The organism is Neisseria weixii (assembly GCF_042658245.1).
In the GTDB taxonomy this organism is placed as follows: Bacteria; Pseudomonadota; Gammaproteobacteria; order Burkholderiales; family Neisseriaceae; genus Neisseria; species Neisseria weixii.
Window position 1 is genome coordinate 21,666 of the sequence record NZ_JBHSPY010000022.1, and the last position, 15,199, is coordinate 36,864.

The following is a 15,199-nucleotide window of genomic DNA, read 5'->3' on the forward strand; positions in this document are numbered from 1 at the left end:
CCGCTCCTTACGCTTTCTCAATATTAACCAAGAAGGTTTTGTATTCAGGCGTTTGCGTGTTGCAGTCGCCCACGAAAGGCGTCAGCGTATTCACGATATACTGCTTCTGACCTGATACATTTTCCCAACCACCGTGCAACGGAATACCGACTTGGTGAACGGTTTTACCATTGATGGTCAATGGTTTTACGCGTTTCGTTACCACAGCTTTGGCCTTGATGTAAGCACGCTTAGAACTGACTTTGACCCAATCACCTTTCTTAATGCCTTTTTCAGCAGCCAATTCTTCACTGATTTCAATGAATTGCTCAGGTTGGGCAATCATCAGCAGCTTCACGGACTTGGTCCAGAATTGGAAGTGTTCGGTCAGGCGGTAAGTGGTGCCGACATATGGGAACTCTTCAGCCGTACCGATACGGTCTTTCACACTGTCGAACAAACGCATGGCCGGTGATTGAACCACTTTCGGGTGCAGCAGATTGGTACCAATCGGCGATTCCAAGGGCTCGTAGTGCTCAGGGAACGGGCCGTCAACCAGTTTGCGTTGGGCAAACAGACGGCCAACACCTTCTTCGTTCATGATGAAAGGATTCATACCGCTGCCCGGTGCTTCATCAGATCTAAAGTCGGCCACATCAGCACCAGTCCATTTGTTGCCATCCCATTCAATTAATACACGGTTCGGATCCCAAGGTTTGCCGCTCGGATCCAAGGAGGCACGGTTATACAAAATACGGCGGTTAGCAGGCCATGCCCACGCCCAGCGCGGGGTATTGCCCAAACCGGTATCGGTATTGTCGCGACGATCCATTTGGTTACCGGCTTGCGTCCATGAGCCTGAGAAAATCCAAGTCGCACACTCGGTGGTACCGTCATCACGCAATTGTGAGAAGCCGTCGAGCAATTCGCCTTTTTTACGAATCACATTACCATTGGCATCTTTAATGTCGGCTAAGGCATAACCGTTAGACTCTTTGGCCATTTCCTCCGGTGTTGGTGCCACTGGATTTTTGTAATGCCATGCCAGCTTGGTAATCGGATCAGGCGCAGTACCGCCTTCTTTTTCGTACATTTCTTTCAGCAAGACATGCAGCTCGCCTAAAATATCCAAGTCAGGCAAGGCTTCGCCCGGAGGATTTTGGCCCGGATGGTGCCATTGCAACCAACGTGAAGAGTTCACAATCGAACCTGCTTCTTCTGCGAAACAAGGTGTCGGCAAGCGGAATACTTCGGTTTGAATTTTAGACGGATCAACATCGTGCGCCTCACCGTGGTTTTCCCAGAAGGACGCGGTTTCAGTTTTCAGCGGATCCATCACGACCATGTATTTCAGCTTCGAGAATGCTTCGGTCACGCGGTGGGCATCAGGAAATGAACCTTGCGCGTTAAAGCCTTGCACCAACAAGCCGTTGACTTTGCCCTGATACATCAATTCAGTGGTTTGCAAAATATCGTACATTTTGTCCCACTTCGGCAGCCAGTCGTAGCCCCAGTTGTTTTCTTTGGTGGCGTTTTCACCGTACATCCATTTCAGGAAGCTGACAAAGAATGCGGGGGTGTTGCTCCAATAGTTCAACTGATTGGCTTGCAATGCTTTCGGCGTTTGCTTAGCCAAGTAGTCTTGGAAAGTCGGGTGGTTGTCTTCGTTTGGCAGGGTCAAGTAGCCCGGCAATGAAGTCGACAACAAGCCCAAATCCGACAGACCTTGGATGTTAGAGTGACCGCGCAATGCGTTTACACCACCACCGGCCATGCCGATGTTACCCAACAGCAATTGAACCATCGCCATGGTACGGATAATCTGGGTACCGTAAGTATGCTGAGTCCAGCCCAATGCATACAGAATGGTGCCGGCTTTATTCGGTGCCGCCGTTTCGCCCCATGCTTCGGCGATTTTCAAGAAATCTTCTTTGCTGGTGCCGCAAGTGGTTTCCATCACATCCAGCGTGTAGCGTGAATAATGTTTTTTCAACATTTGGAACACGCAGCGTGGGTCTTGCAAGGTTGGGTCGGTTTTGGCGTAGCCGTTGGCATCCAGTTCGTAAAACCACGTTGCGTTGTCGTAGTAGTTTTTACGGTTACCGGTACGGCTGGTCACTTCAGGTTGCTGCTCGCCTTGTTTTGCTTCAGGTGCCTGGAATGCAGCGGCACCGGAGAACAGGCCTTCATCAAAGTCAAAACCTTCAGAAACGATAAAGCTGGCATTGGTATAGGCCTTCACGTATTCCCATTGGATTTTATCGTTTTCAATCAGCCAGTTAATCAATGCCCCCAAAAAAGCGATGTCACTGCCCGAACGGATAGGCGCATAAAAGTCGGATACCGCAGCGGTACGGTTGAAGCGAGGGTCAACCACATATAATTTGGTGCCTTTTTTCTTTTTCGCTTCGATTACCCATTTGAAGCCCACAGGGTGCGCTTCTGCGGCATTACCGCCCATCACCATGATAAAGTCGGCATGTTGGATGTCCACAAAAGTGTTTGTCATCGCACCGCGACCAAAAGTTGAAGCCAAAGCTGATACGGTCGGGCCGTGACATACCCGTGCTTGCGCATCAGTGGCAACAATACCCAACGAACGCATCCATTTCTGGGTCAGAATACCGGTTTCGTTGGAAGCGGCGGAAGCTGTCAACATGCCTACCGTAGGCAAACGGTGTACCGGCACGCCGTTTTCATTGGTGACAATTAAGTTTTCGTCACGGTCTTTTTTGAGATGTTTGGCAATACGGGTTAAAGCATCGTGCCAAGAAATGCGTTTCCATTCGTTGGTAAACGGCTCGCGCACTTCCGGGAAATGCAAACGGTTTGGGCTGTGTACAAAATCCAACAAACCTGCGCCCTTAGGGCATAACGAGCCACGGCTTACCGGATGATCCGGGTCACCTTCGATGTGGAAAATGACTTTCTTGGCATTTTTGGCACCATCGCCCATGCTGTACAAAATCGTACCGCAGCCTACGGAACAATAAGTACAGTTGTTACGCGTTTCAGTGGCGCGCAAAAGTTTATACTGACGCACCTCCGCCCAAGCATTGGTCGGCATCATGCCCATTACGGCCAAACCCGACGCGCCGGCACCGGCGGCGGTCACTTTAAAAAACTGCCGTCTTGATACATTCATGGTTTCGTTCCTGCTTGATTAGGAAGCCGCAATTTTCAGACGGCCTCACTATGTTTTTGTTTTTGTAATAATACTTTAAAAGCTAATACTTTAGTATTATATTGCGACACATTACAACTACTGTAGTAAATTGTAAGTCATTCGACATTGATAGTCTAACTTTATTTTAAATTTGTTTTAATTGATTTTATTATTAAAATCTGAGTAGTTTTATCAGGATTAAATATAAAGGCCGCCTGAAAAATCAATTTCAGCCGGCCTTTTATTTATGCTTTTGTTGAACTGTTGAATGGCTATTTAACGGCGCAAACGGTTTGCATCCAACCACTTTTCCAAATCTGCGGCACTCAATTTGCCGCCGTTGTCTTCCAAGTCCAATTTATTCAACTGACGGCCTGCACCATAAGCCGCCAATACCGGCGTACCGCTCAAACCGTATTGCTGTTTGAATGCGCTCCACGCCGCTTTATCCTGATGCAGGCGGTGTACGTTGACAAAATAAATTTTATCGCCGAGAAGATATTGCGTGATGTAGCGTTTGAACATTGGCTCGAATGCGTTGCAATCGCCGCAACTTGGGCGGCCGATATAGGCGTAAAACTGATCACCCTTCGCGACTTTGGCTTTGAAATTTTCCACGGTCAGACTGTTGAGTTCAAAATAAATATCGGAATAAGTGTCTTCTAAACGTTTGGTATTGGCTGCGGAAAGCTTCACTGCCGTTTGTGCTTCCGACAATTCGCTTTTCAATTTATCCAGCTCTTGATGATGGCTGCACGCGCCTAACAGCAACACGGCGGTAAGTGACAACATAGCGGTTTTCATAGCTAGCTCCTTATTGAAATAATGAATATCTTATTGAATCAGTATAAACCCGTTTACCGACATGGACTTAAATTTTTTGATAATGGTTTGATAAAACGCAGCTCATGCTGCGCTTACTCCGTAAAATTGACAGAATCAGACTTGATAGCCAATAAAAAAAGCCGTCTGAAACATATTTTTTTCAGACGGCCTCAACTTATCCTACCGGTTAGAACCTTTCACCATATCCATCAAAAACAGGCGGCAGTCTAAATTGCCGTTATACAACGGAATTTTGCGCTTCGGCAACAAACGCATGAATTTCGGCATATCGCGGTCGCCGGTAAACATACCGATGAGCCAGCCTGCATAATGCTGCTTCAGCCACGAACCCAACTGCGGATACAGCGCCTGCAAAGCCTGCATTTCCGCCAAGCGCACGCCATAGGGCGGATTGGAAATCATGATGCCGTTGTCACCATTGGGGCGGGCATTTTGCGCGTCTTTCACTTCAAAACGGATAAACTCGGCCACTTCGGCTGCTTCGGCATTGTGCTCAGCGGCACGAATCATGTGGCGGTCATTGTCGCTGCCGGCAATCGGTGCGGCAACCGGCACCATTTGTTCACGCGCTTCTTGGCGGATTTTCACCCACGCGGCTTTGTCGAAATTTTGCAGCTTTTCAAAACCAAAACAGCGCATCAAACCCGGTGCGCGGCGGCCGGCAATCCATGCCGCTTCAATCGCCAAAGTACCGCTGCCACAAAACGGGTCTTGAAACGGCTGCGAACCGTCATATCCGGTCAGCAACAACAAACCGGCAGCCAAGTTCTCACGCAACGGCGCTTCGCCGGTGTCTTGGCGGTAGCCGCGTTTGAACAAGGCTTCACCGGACGTATCGATAAAAATCTCGATATTGCGCTCATCCATAAAAGCATGCACGCGCACATCAGGCTGAATTTTACCCACATTCGGGCGCGCATCATAAATGTCACGGAACGAATCACACAGCGCGTCTTTGATTTTCAGGCCGACAAAATCCAAGCTTTTAACGTTAGCACGCTTGCCCTCAACCTTCACTTTAAAGGTCTGCTCCAGCGTAAACCAATTGAACCAATTGATATTCTTAGCTAATTTGTAAATATCCTGCTCACTGCGGTAGCTGCCTTTGTTCAGGCGCAGCAGCACGCGGCTGGCAGTACGCGAGTGCAGATTGATGCGGTAAACCTGCCCCATCGTTGCTTTGCAGGCAACACCGCCATCGGTAGCTTGAATGTCTTGAATGTTCAGGGATTTGAGTTCGTCGGCCAACGGCGTTTCCAAACCGCGCGGACAAGTGGTGAATAAGGCGTATTGCGTCATGGTGATTCCTTTCTGGGTCGGTCACACAGGCTTTCTGCGTGTCAATAAAGAGATGAATTATAGCGTAGATTATAAAAGTAAAGTATTTATTTTTCAGGATTTTTTGAACAAAAGGCCGTCTGAAACCATTTATTTCAGACGGCATTGATAAAATCAGTTTTCAGACGGCCTATTCCGCTGTAAAAGCCGTCTGAAACACTCCGCCGTCAATGTTGATATCTGCCAGATACTCATGGCGGTTTTCAACACACATCGGCAAACGGATTTGCTTGGCTGCCCATGTGCCGTCGTTTTGGCGGCGGATATTGAAGCGGTTGAAGCCCATATCCATGTCTTTCATGCTAAAGCTGACGGTGATTTCTTGAGTTGTTTCCGGCACGTTTTTCAACACAATATCAAAGGGTTGCTTGGTTTCAAGTTTATTGCTGAATTTGACATACACGCCGTTGGGCAAAGTGCAGCCTTGTGTGACTTGGCATTCGGCCTGCTTGGCTTGCGGCTGTTGCTGCTGCCACCAGCCCAAAGCAATGAGTTTGACGGCGGCAAACACCAGCAGCAACACGCCGACGATGATTAACTTTTTATTTTGACTCATGTTCAGACGGCCTCGATCTCATCATCAACCACCACGGCATGCGCACCTGATTGCAGCCACTGAGTTTGATACTGCGCCGCCCAATCGGAAAAAGCGGCAATCACCAAGGGGATGGGCACACCTTGTTGCAGCCTCTGCAAAACGGCTTCGGCGGCAGCTTGGTTTTGTACGCGCCACACCACTACATCGGCATCCGGCACATTGCGCCATTGTTCGGCGGTTTCCACCACCACCCACACGCTTTGCGCCGGCGGCATTTTACCCAGCGCACGCAATTCGGGTTCCTCAATCAACACATGTTCATGCTGCGGCTCAGCCAAACGATGCGGCACCACACGATATTCGCCCATGCGGTTAAACCCGTGCAAACCGCTTTTCAGACGGCCTGACAATACTCTCGGCACGGAAAGCGATTGCAACAGCGCACCATTGGCAGGCAACATCGGCGACACGGTAAAATCGCCCGCTTTCTGCCACGACCATGTCTGTCCTTCTTTGGCCTGCAATTCGCCCGACCATTCATCGGCTTCCACCCGTAAAAAACGCAGATGCACATGCGCGTGTTCGTAGGCGTGGATTTTGGTCAGCCACGGCGTCGCGTGATGAATACGGATGCCGAGTTCTTCTTCCAACTCTCGCTGCAAAGCCTGAAACTCGGTTTCGCCCGCTTCCACTTTACCACCGGCAAACTCCCAATAACCGGCATAAGGCTTGCCTTCGGGACGTGAACTTAATAAATAATCGCCGTCGGCATTGAGCAAAATTCCGGCAACAACGCGGATTAAGGGGCGTGGGTCTGATGTGGTCATGATGTTTTGGGAAATGAATATTAATTTTCAGACGACCTTTTTACGCCATGCTTCACAGGCCGTCTGAACGTGATTGGACATGCGCCGACAAACCTTGCTTGCCCGCGCATGGAATGGTTTTATTTTTCGGCAATCACAAAAGCCAATACGGTATCTTCTTCATCGGCCATACTCAAGCTAACGTGGCTGATGCCTCGCTCTTTCAGCCATTTTTCCAATACCGGCGCATAGAAAAATTCCGGCTTGCCCATTTCATCGTGGCCAATGCCGATGTTGCGGAACGACACCGCCCCGCGGATACCGGTGCCGACGGCCTTGGCAAATGCTTCTTTGGCGGCAAAACGCTTGGCCAGATAATTCACCGGTTTGCCGGCTTGGGGGAACTCCATCAATTCTTCAGGACTGAGAATGCGTTCGGCAAAGGCTTGGCCGAATTTTTTATTCAGTCGGATGATACGTTTCAGGGAAACGATGTCGGTGCCGGTACCATAAATCATGGGTTTCTCCTTAATTATCTTTGCAAGTAACAGGCCGTCTGAACTCTCTGACGGCTAAATTATTTCGCCAACAAACGTGCTTTAAACATCACGTCTTTCATTTGGCAAATGGCTTCGGGCAAACCTAAAAACACGGCTTGTGCGATGAGCGCGTGGCCGATGTTTAATTCTTGAATCACGGCAATGCGGGCAATCGGTGTGACATTATGAATAGTCAACCCGTGCCCGGCATTGACGACCAAACCCAACTCATCGGCAAAATGCGCGCCTTCTTCAATCCGTGCCAACTGCTGCGCCTGTTCAGACGGTGTATGCGCATCGGCATAGGCACCGGTGTGCAGTTCAATCACGGGCGCACCGACGTCTTTGGCCGCCTGAATCTGCGCTTGATCGGCATCGATAAACAGCGATACGCGGATACCGGCGTCAGTGAGCGTGCGCGTAAATCGGGCGATTTTCTCCTGCTGCGCCAACACGTCCAAACCGCCTTCAGTAGTCACCTCTTGACGCTTTTCGGGCACAATGCACACATCTTCCGGCATAACGTTTAGCGCGTTTTCCAGCATTTCTTCGGTCAGCGCCATTTCCAGATTCAGGCGCGTACGAATGGCATTTTTCACGGCGAATACGTCGGCATCTTTGATGTGGCGGCGGTCTTCGCGCAAATGCAGCGTAATCAAATCCGCACCGTGGGTTTCGGCAATGAGTGCGGCTTCTACCGGACTCGGGTAAAGGGTGCCGCGCGCATTGCGGATTGTGGCGACGTGGTCGATGTTAACGCCTAATAACATGGAGTTCCTTTCGCTGATTCGGTTTCAGACGGCCAGTTCGTCATTGAGGCCGTCTGAAAAATAAGGTTGGTTTCACTGCTGATTCAGACGGCCTGTGAATGCTCTGCCGCTTCATGACATCTGAACGACATCGGATCCAAATCAAACTGCTGCAACTGCTGCAATACCTGCCGCGATTTAATCCCCTCCGGAATGCGGAAATCAATCAGCAATCGGTTGATTTTTAAAGCCTGCTGCAAACTTACGCCGTCTGCAAACCCGCCTTGGCGTAATTGAATCAAACTGCTGCCATCGACCACAATGCCGCTTTGCTGCTGATTGCCCAATCCGTTGGCTTCCGCCAGTGGCAACAGGGCTTCTTCGGGGTGCAACCAATATTGTGCATCAGGGTCGATGTCATTTCCGTGAACATCGTGCTGTAAATCCGGCGCATAGCCCGATTGGTGCAGCAATTGCCATTCAAAGCGGCGTAAGGCGGCGATGTGGTTCGGTTCGCGGCACAGGGTTTGCATGGTTTCGGCAAAGATGTCGTACAACTCGGGCATCGGGTCTTCGCGTGCGGAGAGCTTCAGCATCAATTCGTTTACATACAGGCCGCTGAACAAAGCCCGCCCCTGCGGCTGCGGCCAACCGCCCAACCATTCGGCCCGGTGCAGCGTTTTGAGTTCTTGGCTGCCGTACCACGACGCGCTCATCGGCACAAACGGCACCAGCACGCCGCGCAATTCACTCATGCGCTTACGGGCGCTGCGTGCCAGCAAAGCCACACGTCCGTAACGGCGGCTGTACACTTCCAGCCACAGGCTGCTTTCGCGCCAAGGTGCGGATGCGAGCATGAAGACGGGTTCGTGGTTGATGCGGTGGCTGGACATGGTTTTGCGGCTGAACAGAATGAAGGAATTATAACGGTTTTCAAATAAAAGGGTGATGAAAATAAAACAAGGCCGTCTGAAAAATAATGCAAGATTTTTCAGACGGCCTTGAGGCATTAAGCACCTTATTTCGGCGTGTAGCGTCCTGCCATGGCTTTATACACCATGTTTTCGTATTTCAACACGTCATAGCGTTGGTTTAATACGTTTTGCGCCGAGCTGTATTCGCTGTTTAAGGCTTCGAGCCAGTCTTTCAACTCGTTTTTACCGTGTTGGTAGCGCACTTGGTAATAGCGGCTGTTTTTCTGATCCAAGGCGTAACGCTGACGGGTATTCTTCAAAGTGGCTTGCGCATTTTGGTAGGCCAGATAGTTGGTGTTGACTTCATTCAGCGCAGTCGTTAACGCCTGCTCGAAATTCAAAGCCGCGCTGTCAAAACGCGCTTGGGCATCTTTGTCTTCCCATTGCAGCGTTTTCCAATCCAAAAACGGCAGATTGATTTGCGCCGAACCCAAAAACGGCACGTCAAACATCGTGCGCGCTTTGCCGGAAGACGTACTCAAACTCGCGCCCAAGGTAATGCTCGGATACCAACTGCGCTGCTGCGCCGCCAAGGTTTGCACCGACGATTGCAAACGGTATTCCGCCGCGCGCAAATCGGGGCGGTTGGCCAGCACCGAAACCGGCACATTCAAATCCACACCTTTCACCGCCAGCAAGCGGTATGCTGACGGCTCCGCGGCGATGGCTTCGCCCGGCTTCAGATTCAGCAGATTGCGCAAGGTTTGCTCGAGCGCATCTCGGCTGTTTTGCAGTGACAATAAATTATTTTGCGCGCTCAGCAAAGATTGTTTCGCCTGCGTGCTTTGGCTGGAATCGGCCTTGCCGTAACGGTATTTGGCATCGGCTATGCGGGCGATTTCCTGATATTGTTTCAACGATTGCCGGGTTAAAGCAATGGCTTCGTTGATGTAGGCGATGTTGAAATAAGCATCAGCAACATTATTTACCAAGGTCAGGCGGGTATTGGCCAAATCTTCCTGCGTGGCGCGGTATTCCCATACTTGCGCATCGGCGGTGGCACTCAAGCGCTTCCATAAATCAAGTTCGTAACTCAAGCCCAATTGGCTGCTGAAGCTGTTGTTGCTGCTGCCGGATTTGAGGTTTTTGGAAGCCGATGCACCGGCCGAGCCGTTAAACGACGGCACCAGATTCGCACCCAAAATATTGGCCTGATACAAGGCGCGGTTCACCGAAATCGCGGCCTGTTTCAAATCGATGTTGTTGTCCAAAGCCTGCTGAACCACGGCATTGAGTTGGGCGTTTTGATAGATTTCCCACCAGTCGCCGTTAATCTGATAGCGCTCGGCGGCTTCGGCAGCGCTCATAACATGCGTATTGCCGGCCAAGCTCGGTGCGTTCACTTTAGGATTAACCGCACACGCGCTTAAGGTTACGGATACGGCGATAACTGAAGCCGTCTGAAAAAAAGTTTTGCTGTTCATGATTTCATCATTCTGATGTTTCAGACGGCCTTGATGAACCGGCCGTCTGAAAAAAGTTAATCTTGCGCCAAGGCATCGATCGGGTTGAGCTGCGAGGCACGGTGGGCCGGCATAAAGCCGAAAGCCACGCCGATAACGGTCGAACACAACACCGCACCGACTATCGACAAGGTGGAAAATCTCATTGGGAAATCGGTGACAAAATGGTTAAACACCAACCCGATGGCACCGGATACCGCTACACCGGCCAAGCCGCCGATTAGACAAATCAATACGGCTTCAATCAGAAACTGCTGCAAAATATTGCTGCGGCGTGCGCCGACAGCCATGCGTACGCCGATTTCCTTGGTACGCTCGGTAACCGATACCAGCATGATGTTCATCACACCGATACCTCCAACCACCAGCGAAATCAAAGCGATACTGGAAATCAGAAGTTTCATCGTACCGGTGGCACTTTCAACGGCTTGTTTGATGATATCGCTGTTGTTCATAAAAAAGTCTTCCGTGCCATGGCGCGCACTCAACAATTCCGTCAGGCTTTTTTCGGCCACCTGACTGTCGGTATCGTCTTTGATTTTGACAATAATCGAATTGGTATGGGTCTCGCCGGTAATTTGATGCATGACGGTAGTGTACGGCGACCATATCATCAGGCTGTCGGAGCTGCCGAAATTGTTGGTTTGGTCGTTGGCAATACCGATTACGGTAAGCGGCCGTTTTTTGAACAATATGACCTTACCGATTGGATCGGCACCGCCGAACAGCTTGGCTTGGGTATTTTTATCGATTACCGCCACTTGCGCATCTGATTTGACATCACTCTCGTCAAACAGACGGCCACGTTCCAAAGTCAGGCCGTGTACGCTGAAATATTGCTCGCCCACACCGTAAAGCTGGCCGTTCAAATCAATATTCCGATACGTCATCGTTCCTCCGGACGAAGTCTGCGGCGTAGCCGAATCGACATAACTTTGTTTGGCTATGGTCAACGCGTCCGCTATCGTCAGTGTTTTAATCCGGCGGGAATGCCTGTCGCCGAAACCTTTGCCGGGGAAAATCGTGATGGTATTCGTTCCCATCGCATTGATGTCTTCCAGGATTTTCTGCTGTGATCCGTTACCCAAGGCCACCACCGACACCACCGAAGCAATGCCGATAATGATACCCAGCATGGTCAGCAGCGAGCGCATTTTATGCGCATAAATCGCATGCACTGACATTTTAAAGGCTTCCAGAAATTGATCGCAGTAAAAAAGCCACGAAACTTTTTCTTTTACCGCCTGCACTTGGCTGGACGGGATTTCGGCAGATTTGCTGATATCGGAAACAATCTCGCCGTCACGGATTTCAATTACGCGGTTAGCATTGGCGGCAATGCCCGGGTCGTGCGTAACCATAATGATGGTATGGCCTTGTTCGTGTAACTGATGCAGGATTTCCATCACGTTTTTACCGCTGGCGGTATCGAGTGCGCCGGTCGGTTCGTCGGCAAAAATAATCTCGCCGCCGTTCATCAGCGCGCGGGCAATCGACACCCGCTGCTGCTGGCCGCCGGAAAGCTCACCCGGTTTGCTGTTCCCCTTACTTTCCAATCCCAAATCGAGCAACAGTTTTTCCGCACGTTCGGAACGATGCTTTTGATCTGTACCGGCGTATATGGCCGGCAGCGCGACGTTGTCGCGTGCCGTCAGCAAACCGAGCAGATTATAGCGTTGGAAAATAAAACCGAAACGGCTGCGGCGCAAAGCGGCCAATTCATCAGGCTGCATTTCGGAGGTTTCGATGCCGTCGATTTTATAGGAACCCGAAGTCGCGCTGTCAAGACAGCCGAGAATATTCATCAGGGTCGATTTGCCCGACCCCGATTGGCCGATGACGGCTACAAAATCACCTTTTTCCACTTTCAGGCTGACGTTTTTCAAAACATGGACGCGGTTTTCACCGTTGCCGAAATAGCGATTAATGCAGGTGCATTCGATTAAACTCATATGTGTTACCAAATATAAACTGGAAATTCGATCATCTGAAAAGCAGGCCGCACATTCTGTTTTCAGACAGCCTATCGGTCGCTTTGATTTACACCGTCTGATTTACATCGGCGGCCCCATGCCGTTGTGCTTTTTGCCTTGTGCTTTTTCAGACCCGTTCATTTCCGATATGATGACTGTCTCACCCTCGTCTAAGCCGCTTTTGACTTCAGTATACATACTGTCTTTCAAACCGGTAACGACATCCCGGCCCACCTCTTTACCGTCCGCACCTAACACCCGTACGGACGTTTTGCCCTCTTGCGATTTTTTGATGGCCGGGGTCGGTACAACCAATACATTTTCGGCAGAACGGATTTCAATGGTGTTTTGCGTGGTCATACCAATCGCCAGCTTGCCTTCAGTATTCGGTACAAGGGCACGTGCGTAATAATAAATCGCGCTTTCCGTGGTATCGGTACTGTTGCTGTAATTGCCCTTGGACATAGTAGTCAAGCCGGGGTCAATGCTTTCCAATCTTGCTTTGAACGGCATGTCGGCTTCGGACAAAATAGTGAACGAAATCGGCTGGCCGGGTTTGACTTTGGTAATATCTCCCTCGGCAATCTGCATTTTGTTCAACATAGTCTCCAAATTGGCCAGTTGTATAATCGTAGGCGTGGTCTGGTTTGCATTGACGGTCTGTCCTTCCTCCACCGGAATGGCCACCACAGTGCCGTCCATCGGTGCCACAATACGGGTATAGCCCAAATCGGCCTCGGCCGTGTTGATAGAAATCCGGGTTTGGCGAATGGCTGATTTCAACTCGGTTACTTGTGCTTTGGCCGCCGCCAGCGCATCCTGCGCACTTTCCAATTCCTGTTTCGAAGTGGCATCCTCCTTCCATAAGGCCGATTCGCGTTTATATTTTTTCTCGGCACTGTTTAAGGCGATCATTGCTGATGCCAATTGTGCCCGGTAAGTATCCAGTTTGGCTTTTGCAGTATCCAAGGTATTGATTTGGGTGGTCGAATCAATATCTGCGATTTTGTCGCCTTTTTTAATCTCCTGCCCCAGCTTGACATACAGCTTCTTGATTTGGCCTGAGGCCTGCGCACCGACCGCAACCAAGTTTGACGGTGAAATCTCACCCGTTGCAGAAACGGTTTGCCGGATGGTGCCACGCTTCACCGGTTCGGTAATGTAATTGACCTTATCGTCCGGTTTGAAATAGCTCCATGCCGCATAAGCCAGTGCAGCCACAATTGCCGCCCCCAACACCCATTTGATTGTTTTTGCCATAATTTTCTAGCTGCCTGATTTGTCGTGTTCGCGTGCGGCTTAAGGTTTTTGTCGCACAATGCCAACAGTTATTTGGAATAAATTTTAAAAACGAGCAAATTTTACTGGATTTCATTTTTCCAGCCAAGGTTCCATGAATATCTTTATTCATATAACTTAATGTTTTTAAATAAAATTATTAAAATTACTTTTCCAGAATCTTGCATCCTTTTTACATATTTTCCCAAATTCGGCATTTATCCATACATACCAAATTCAAGAAAGAATTTATAATGGCAAACAACAAAGCCTTTCAAAGGCATAATTAAATATAGCAATATTGATAGTTACTTACTTATGAAAACCAGACAATCCGGCTTTAATTTAATCGAACTTTTGATTGTGATTGTGATTTTGGCCCTACTCGCCACCATCGCCATGCCTTCGTTCCAATCTTTTATCCGCAGCACTCGTTTGGCCAATGTGCGAAGTGAGTTAGCGGAAAATGCAAAGAATTTAGAGCGTTATTACACGCAAAAAGGCACATTTATCGGCTTTGATGAAAGTAATTTGGTTCAAAACGAATACTTTAATATTACGTTTATGCGTGCCCAAACACTGGCTGCATCTGTCTTACCGACCAACCCGGCTACCCCGGCACTCTCTTCCAATAATCAAAATCCATCGGATTCCGGCTTTATCTTACAAGCCGCACCGACTTCCGATTATGCCCAAACCGAATCATGTACGGTTTTCCTCAACGATAGCGGTATTTTCTGGGCGGTCGGCAATGATGGTAAAACTTGCCCCGGCTACGAAGAAGCACATTGATCCAGCTTAAAGATTTGATTTACACCCCAATTAAAATCGCATAATATGCTAATTTGAGTAAACATTTTATTGGTAATTATATATATGCGATTTTCACAATCCGGCTTTTCTCTCGTTCAGCTTTTAATTGTCATCGCTATGCTGGGCATCTTGGCTGCCGTCGCCTATCCTGCTTATCAAATCTATATTAAAAAAGCAGATTTACGTGCTGCACAAGCTGCGTTGGTACAAAACGGTCAATTTATGGAGCGTTTTTACCAGCAAAAAGGCTCCTTCAAACAAACTTCAACCACCTGGCCTGCATTACCCATTACCGCTACCGACAAATTCTGCATACGCCCCAACAACAATGCCCGAGGCGCTCACGATGGAAAATTCACATTGAAAGCTGTTGCCTTCGATAGCCAAAACGAACCGCGCGTATTGAAAATCGATGAATCGCTGACGACTTTTATCTGCGAACGTTCGGCCAGTTCATGTGACACTGACGATGCTTTTTTCAAAGGCACAGATCAAGATTGCAGCATTTATCAACCTTAAAATTCAATAAAAAGGCCGAGACCTTTGCGAAATACCGGCCATCCCATCCAAACGGTTACCTGAACAATTAAGTAACCGTTTTTTCATTTTCAGACGTGTTTCCCGTCCGTATTTCCCCCAGTCAGCCCCTTTATCGGGGTGCCCGTTGCCCTTTTCAGGCAGCAGCAGGCACACGAAGCCTGCCGGCTGCCTTTGGCAGGTTCAGGCACACCGCTTTC

General features: G+C 49.4%; 13 protein-coding genes. 2 read left to right on the forward strand and 11 right to left on the reverse strand.

Features of this window, described 5'->3' with window-relative positions; genetic code table 11:
• Positions 1 to 7: 7 nt before the first annotated feature.
• The 11 genes from fdnG to ACFPVS_RS10045 all read right to left on the reverse strand — a co-directional run bounded on the left by fdnG (position 8) and on the right by ACFPVS_RS10045 (position 13,631).
• Positions 8 to 3,124 (reverse strand): formate dehydrogenase-N subunit alpha, encoded by a 3,117-nt coding sequence (gene fdnG / locus ACFPVS_RS09995; protein ID WP_378595733.1) that lies wholly within the window; start codon positions 3,122 to 3,124, stop codon positions 8 to 10.
• A 297-nt stretch (positions 3,125 to 3,421) separates the two neighbouring features.
• On the reverse strand, positions 3,422 to 3,949 hold the full coding sequence (locus tag ACFPVS_RS10000) for a thioredoxin family protein (protein WP_096295693.1): 528 nt from the start codon (positions 3,947 to 3,949) through the stop codon (positions 3,422 to 3,424).
• Between the two features lie 201 nt (positions 3,950 to 4,150).
• On the reverse strand, positions 4,151 to 5,290 hold the full coding sequence (locus tag ACFPVS_RS10005) for a THUMP domain-containing class I SAM-dependent RNA methyltransferase (protein ID WP_096295694.1): 1,140 nt from the start codon (positions 5,288 to 5,290) through the stop codon (positions 4,151 to 4,153).
• A 169-nt stretch (positions 5,291 to 5,459) separates the two neighbouring features.
• Complete coding sequence (locus tag ACFPVS_RS10010; protein WP_096295695.1) at positions 5,460 to 5,885, reverse strand: hypothetical protein; 426 nt, start codon at positions 5,883 to 5,885, stop codon at positions 5,460 to 5,462.
• Between the two features lie 2 nt (positions 5,886 to 5,887).
• Positions 5,888 to 6,694, reverse strand: a complete 807-nt coding sequence (locus ACFPVS_RS10015; protein ID WP_096295696.1) for an NUDIX domain-containing protein — start codon at positions 6,692 to 6,694, stop codon at positions 5,888 to 5,890.
• A 119-nt stretch (positions 6,695 to 6,813) separates the two neighbouring features.
• A complete protein-coding gene (gene acpS, locus ACFPVS_RS10020) occupies positions 6,814 to 7,191 on the reverse strand; it encodes a holo-ACP synthase (protein ID WP_096295697.1) in 378 nt (125 codons plus the stop codon).
• Positions 7,192 to 7,250: 59 nt separating this feature from the next.
• A complete protein-coding gene (gene pdxJ / locus ACFPVS_RS10025; RefSeq protein WP_096295698.1) occupies positions 7,251 to 7,982 on the reverse strand; it encodes a pyridoxine 5'-phosphate synthase in 732 nt (243 codons plus the stop codon).
• An 83-nt stretch (positions 7,983 to 8,065) separates the two neighbouring features.
• Positions 8,066 to 8,854, reverse strand: coding sequence for a DNA repair protein RecO (gene recO / locus ACFPVS_RS10030; protein ID WP_096296169.1), 789 nt, complete (start codon positions 8,852 to 8,854; stop codon positions 8,066 to 8,068).
• Between the two features lie 125 nt (positions 8,855 to 8,979).
• Positions 8,980 to 10,359: a TolC family protein gene (locus ACFPVS_RS10035; protein WP_096295699.1), complete on the reverse strand. Its 1,380-nt coding sequence runs from the start codon at positions 10,357 to 10,359 to the stop codon at positions 8,980 to 8,982.
• 56 nt (positions 10,360 to 10,415) lie between these two features.
• Positions 10,416 to 12,350: a MacB family efflux pump subunit gene (locus ACFPVS_RS10040; RefSeq protein WP_123804692.1), complete on the reverse strand. Its 1,935-nt coding sequence runs from the start codon at positions 12,348 to 12,350 to the stop codon at positions 10,416 to 10,418.
• A gap of 102 nt (positions 12,351 to 12,452) precedes the next feature.
• Positions 12,453 to 13,631: an efflux RND transporter periplasmic adaptor subunit gene (locus tag ACFPVS_RS10045; RefSeq protein WP_096295700.1), complete on the reverse strand. Its 1,179-nt coding sequence runs from the start codon at positions 13,629 to 13,631 to the stop codon at positions 12,453 to 12,455.
• Between the two features lie 336 nt (positions 13,632 to 13,967).
• Between ACFPVS_RS10045 and ACFPVS_RS10050 the strand changes: the two genes are divergently transcribed.
• Together ACFPVS_RS10050 and ACFPVS_RS10055 are read left to right on the forward strand one after the other, a co-directional pair.
• Positions 13,968 to 14,441: a type IV pilin protein gene (locus ACFPVS_RS10050; protein ID WP_096295701.1), complete on the forward strand. Its 474-nt coding sequence runs from the start codon at positions 13,968 to 13,970 to the stop codon at positions 14,439 to 14,441.
• A gap of 84 nt (positions 14,442 to 14,525) precedes the next feature.
• Positions 14,526 to 14,981: a type IV pilin protein gene (locus ACFPVS_RS10055; protein ID WP_096295702.1), complete on the forward strand. Its 456-nt coding sequence runs from the start codon at positions 14,526 to 14,528 to the stop codon at positions 14,979 to 14,981.
• Positions 14,982 to 15,199: the final 218 nt, after the last annotated feature.

Bases quoted from the DNA above. Each gene is read 5' to 3' on its own strand.
- fdnG (WP_378595733.1), bottom strand. From the start codon at position 3,124: ATGAATGTATCAAGACGGCAGTTTTTTAAAGTGACCGCCGCCGGTGCC.
- ACFPVS_RS10000 (WP_096295693.1), bottom strand. From the start codon at position 3,949: ATGAAAACCGCTATGTTGTCACTTACCGCCGTGTTGCTGTTAGGCGCG.
- ACFPVS_RS10005 (WP_096295694.1), bottom strand. From the start codon at position 5,290: ATGACGCAATACGCCTTATTCACCACTTGTCCGCGCGGTTTGGAAACG.
- ACFPVS_RS10010 (WP_096295695.1), bottom strand. From the start codon at position 5,885: ATGAGTCAAAATAAAAAGTTAATCATCGTCGGCGTGTTGCTGCTGGTG.
- ACFPVS_RS10015 (WP_096295696.1), bottom strand. From the start codon at position 6,694: ATGACCACATCAGACCCACGCCCCTTAATCCGCGTTGTTGCCGGAATT.
- acpS (WP_096295697.1), bottom strand. From the start codon at position 7,191: ATGATTTATGGTACCGGCACCGACATCGTTTCCCTGAAACGTATCATC.
- pdxJ (WP_096295698.1), bottom strand. From the start codon at position 7,982: ATGTTATTAGGCGTTAACATCGACCACGTCGCCACAATCCGCAATGCG.
- recO (WP_096296169.1), bottom strand. From the start codon at position 8,854: ATGTCCAGCCACCGCATCAACCACGAACCCGTCTTCATGCTCGCATCC.
- ACFPVS_RS10035 (WP_096295699.1), bottom strand. From the start codon at position 10,359: ATGAACAGCAAAACTTTTTTTCAGACGGCTTCAGTTATCGCCGTATCC.
- ACFPVS_RS10040 (WP_123804692.1), bottom strand. From the start codon at position 12,350: ATGAGTTTAATCGAATGCACCTGCATTAATCGCTATTTCGGCAACGGT.
- ACFPVS_RS10045 (WP_096295700.1), bottom strand. From the start codon at position 13,631: ATGGCAAAAACAATCAAATGGGTGTTGGGGGCGGCAATTGTGGCTGCA.
- ACFPVS_RS10050 (WP_096295701.1), top strand. From the start codon at position 13,968: ATGAAAACCAGACAATCCGGCTTTAATTTAATCGAACTTTTGATTGTG.
- ACFPVS_RS10055 (WP_096295702.1), top strand. From the start codon at position 14,526: ATGCGATTTTCACAATCCGGCTTTTCTCTCGTTCAGCTTTTAATTGTC.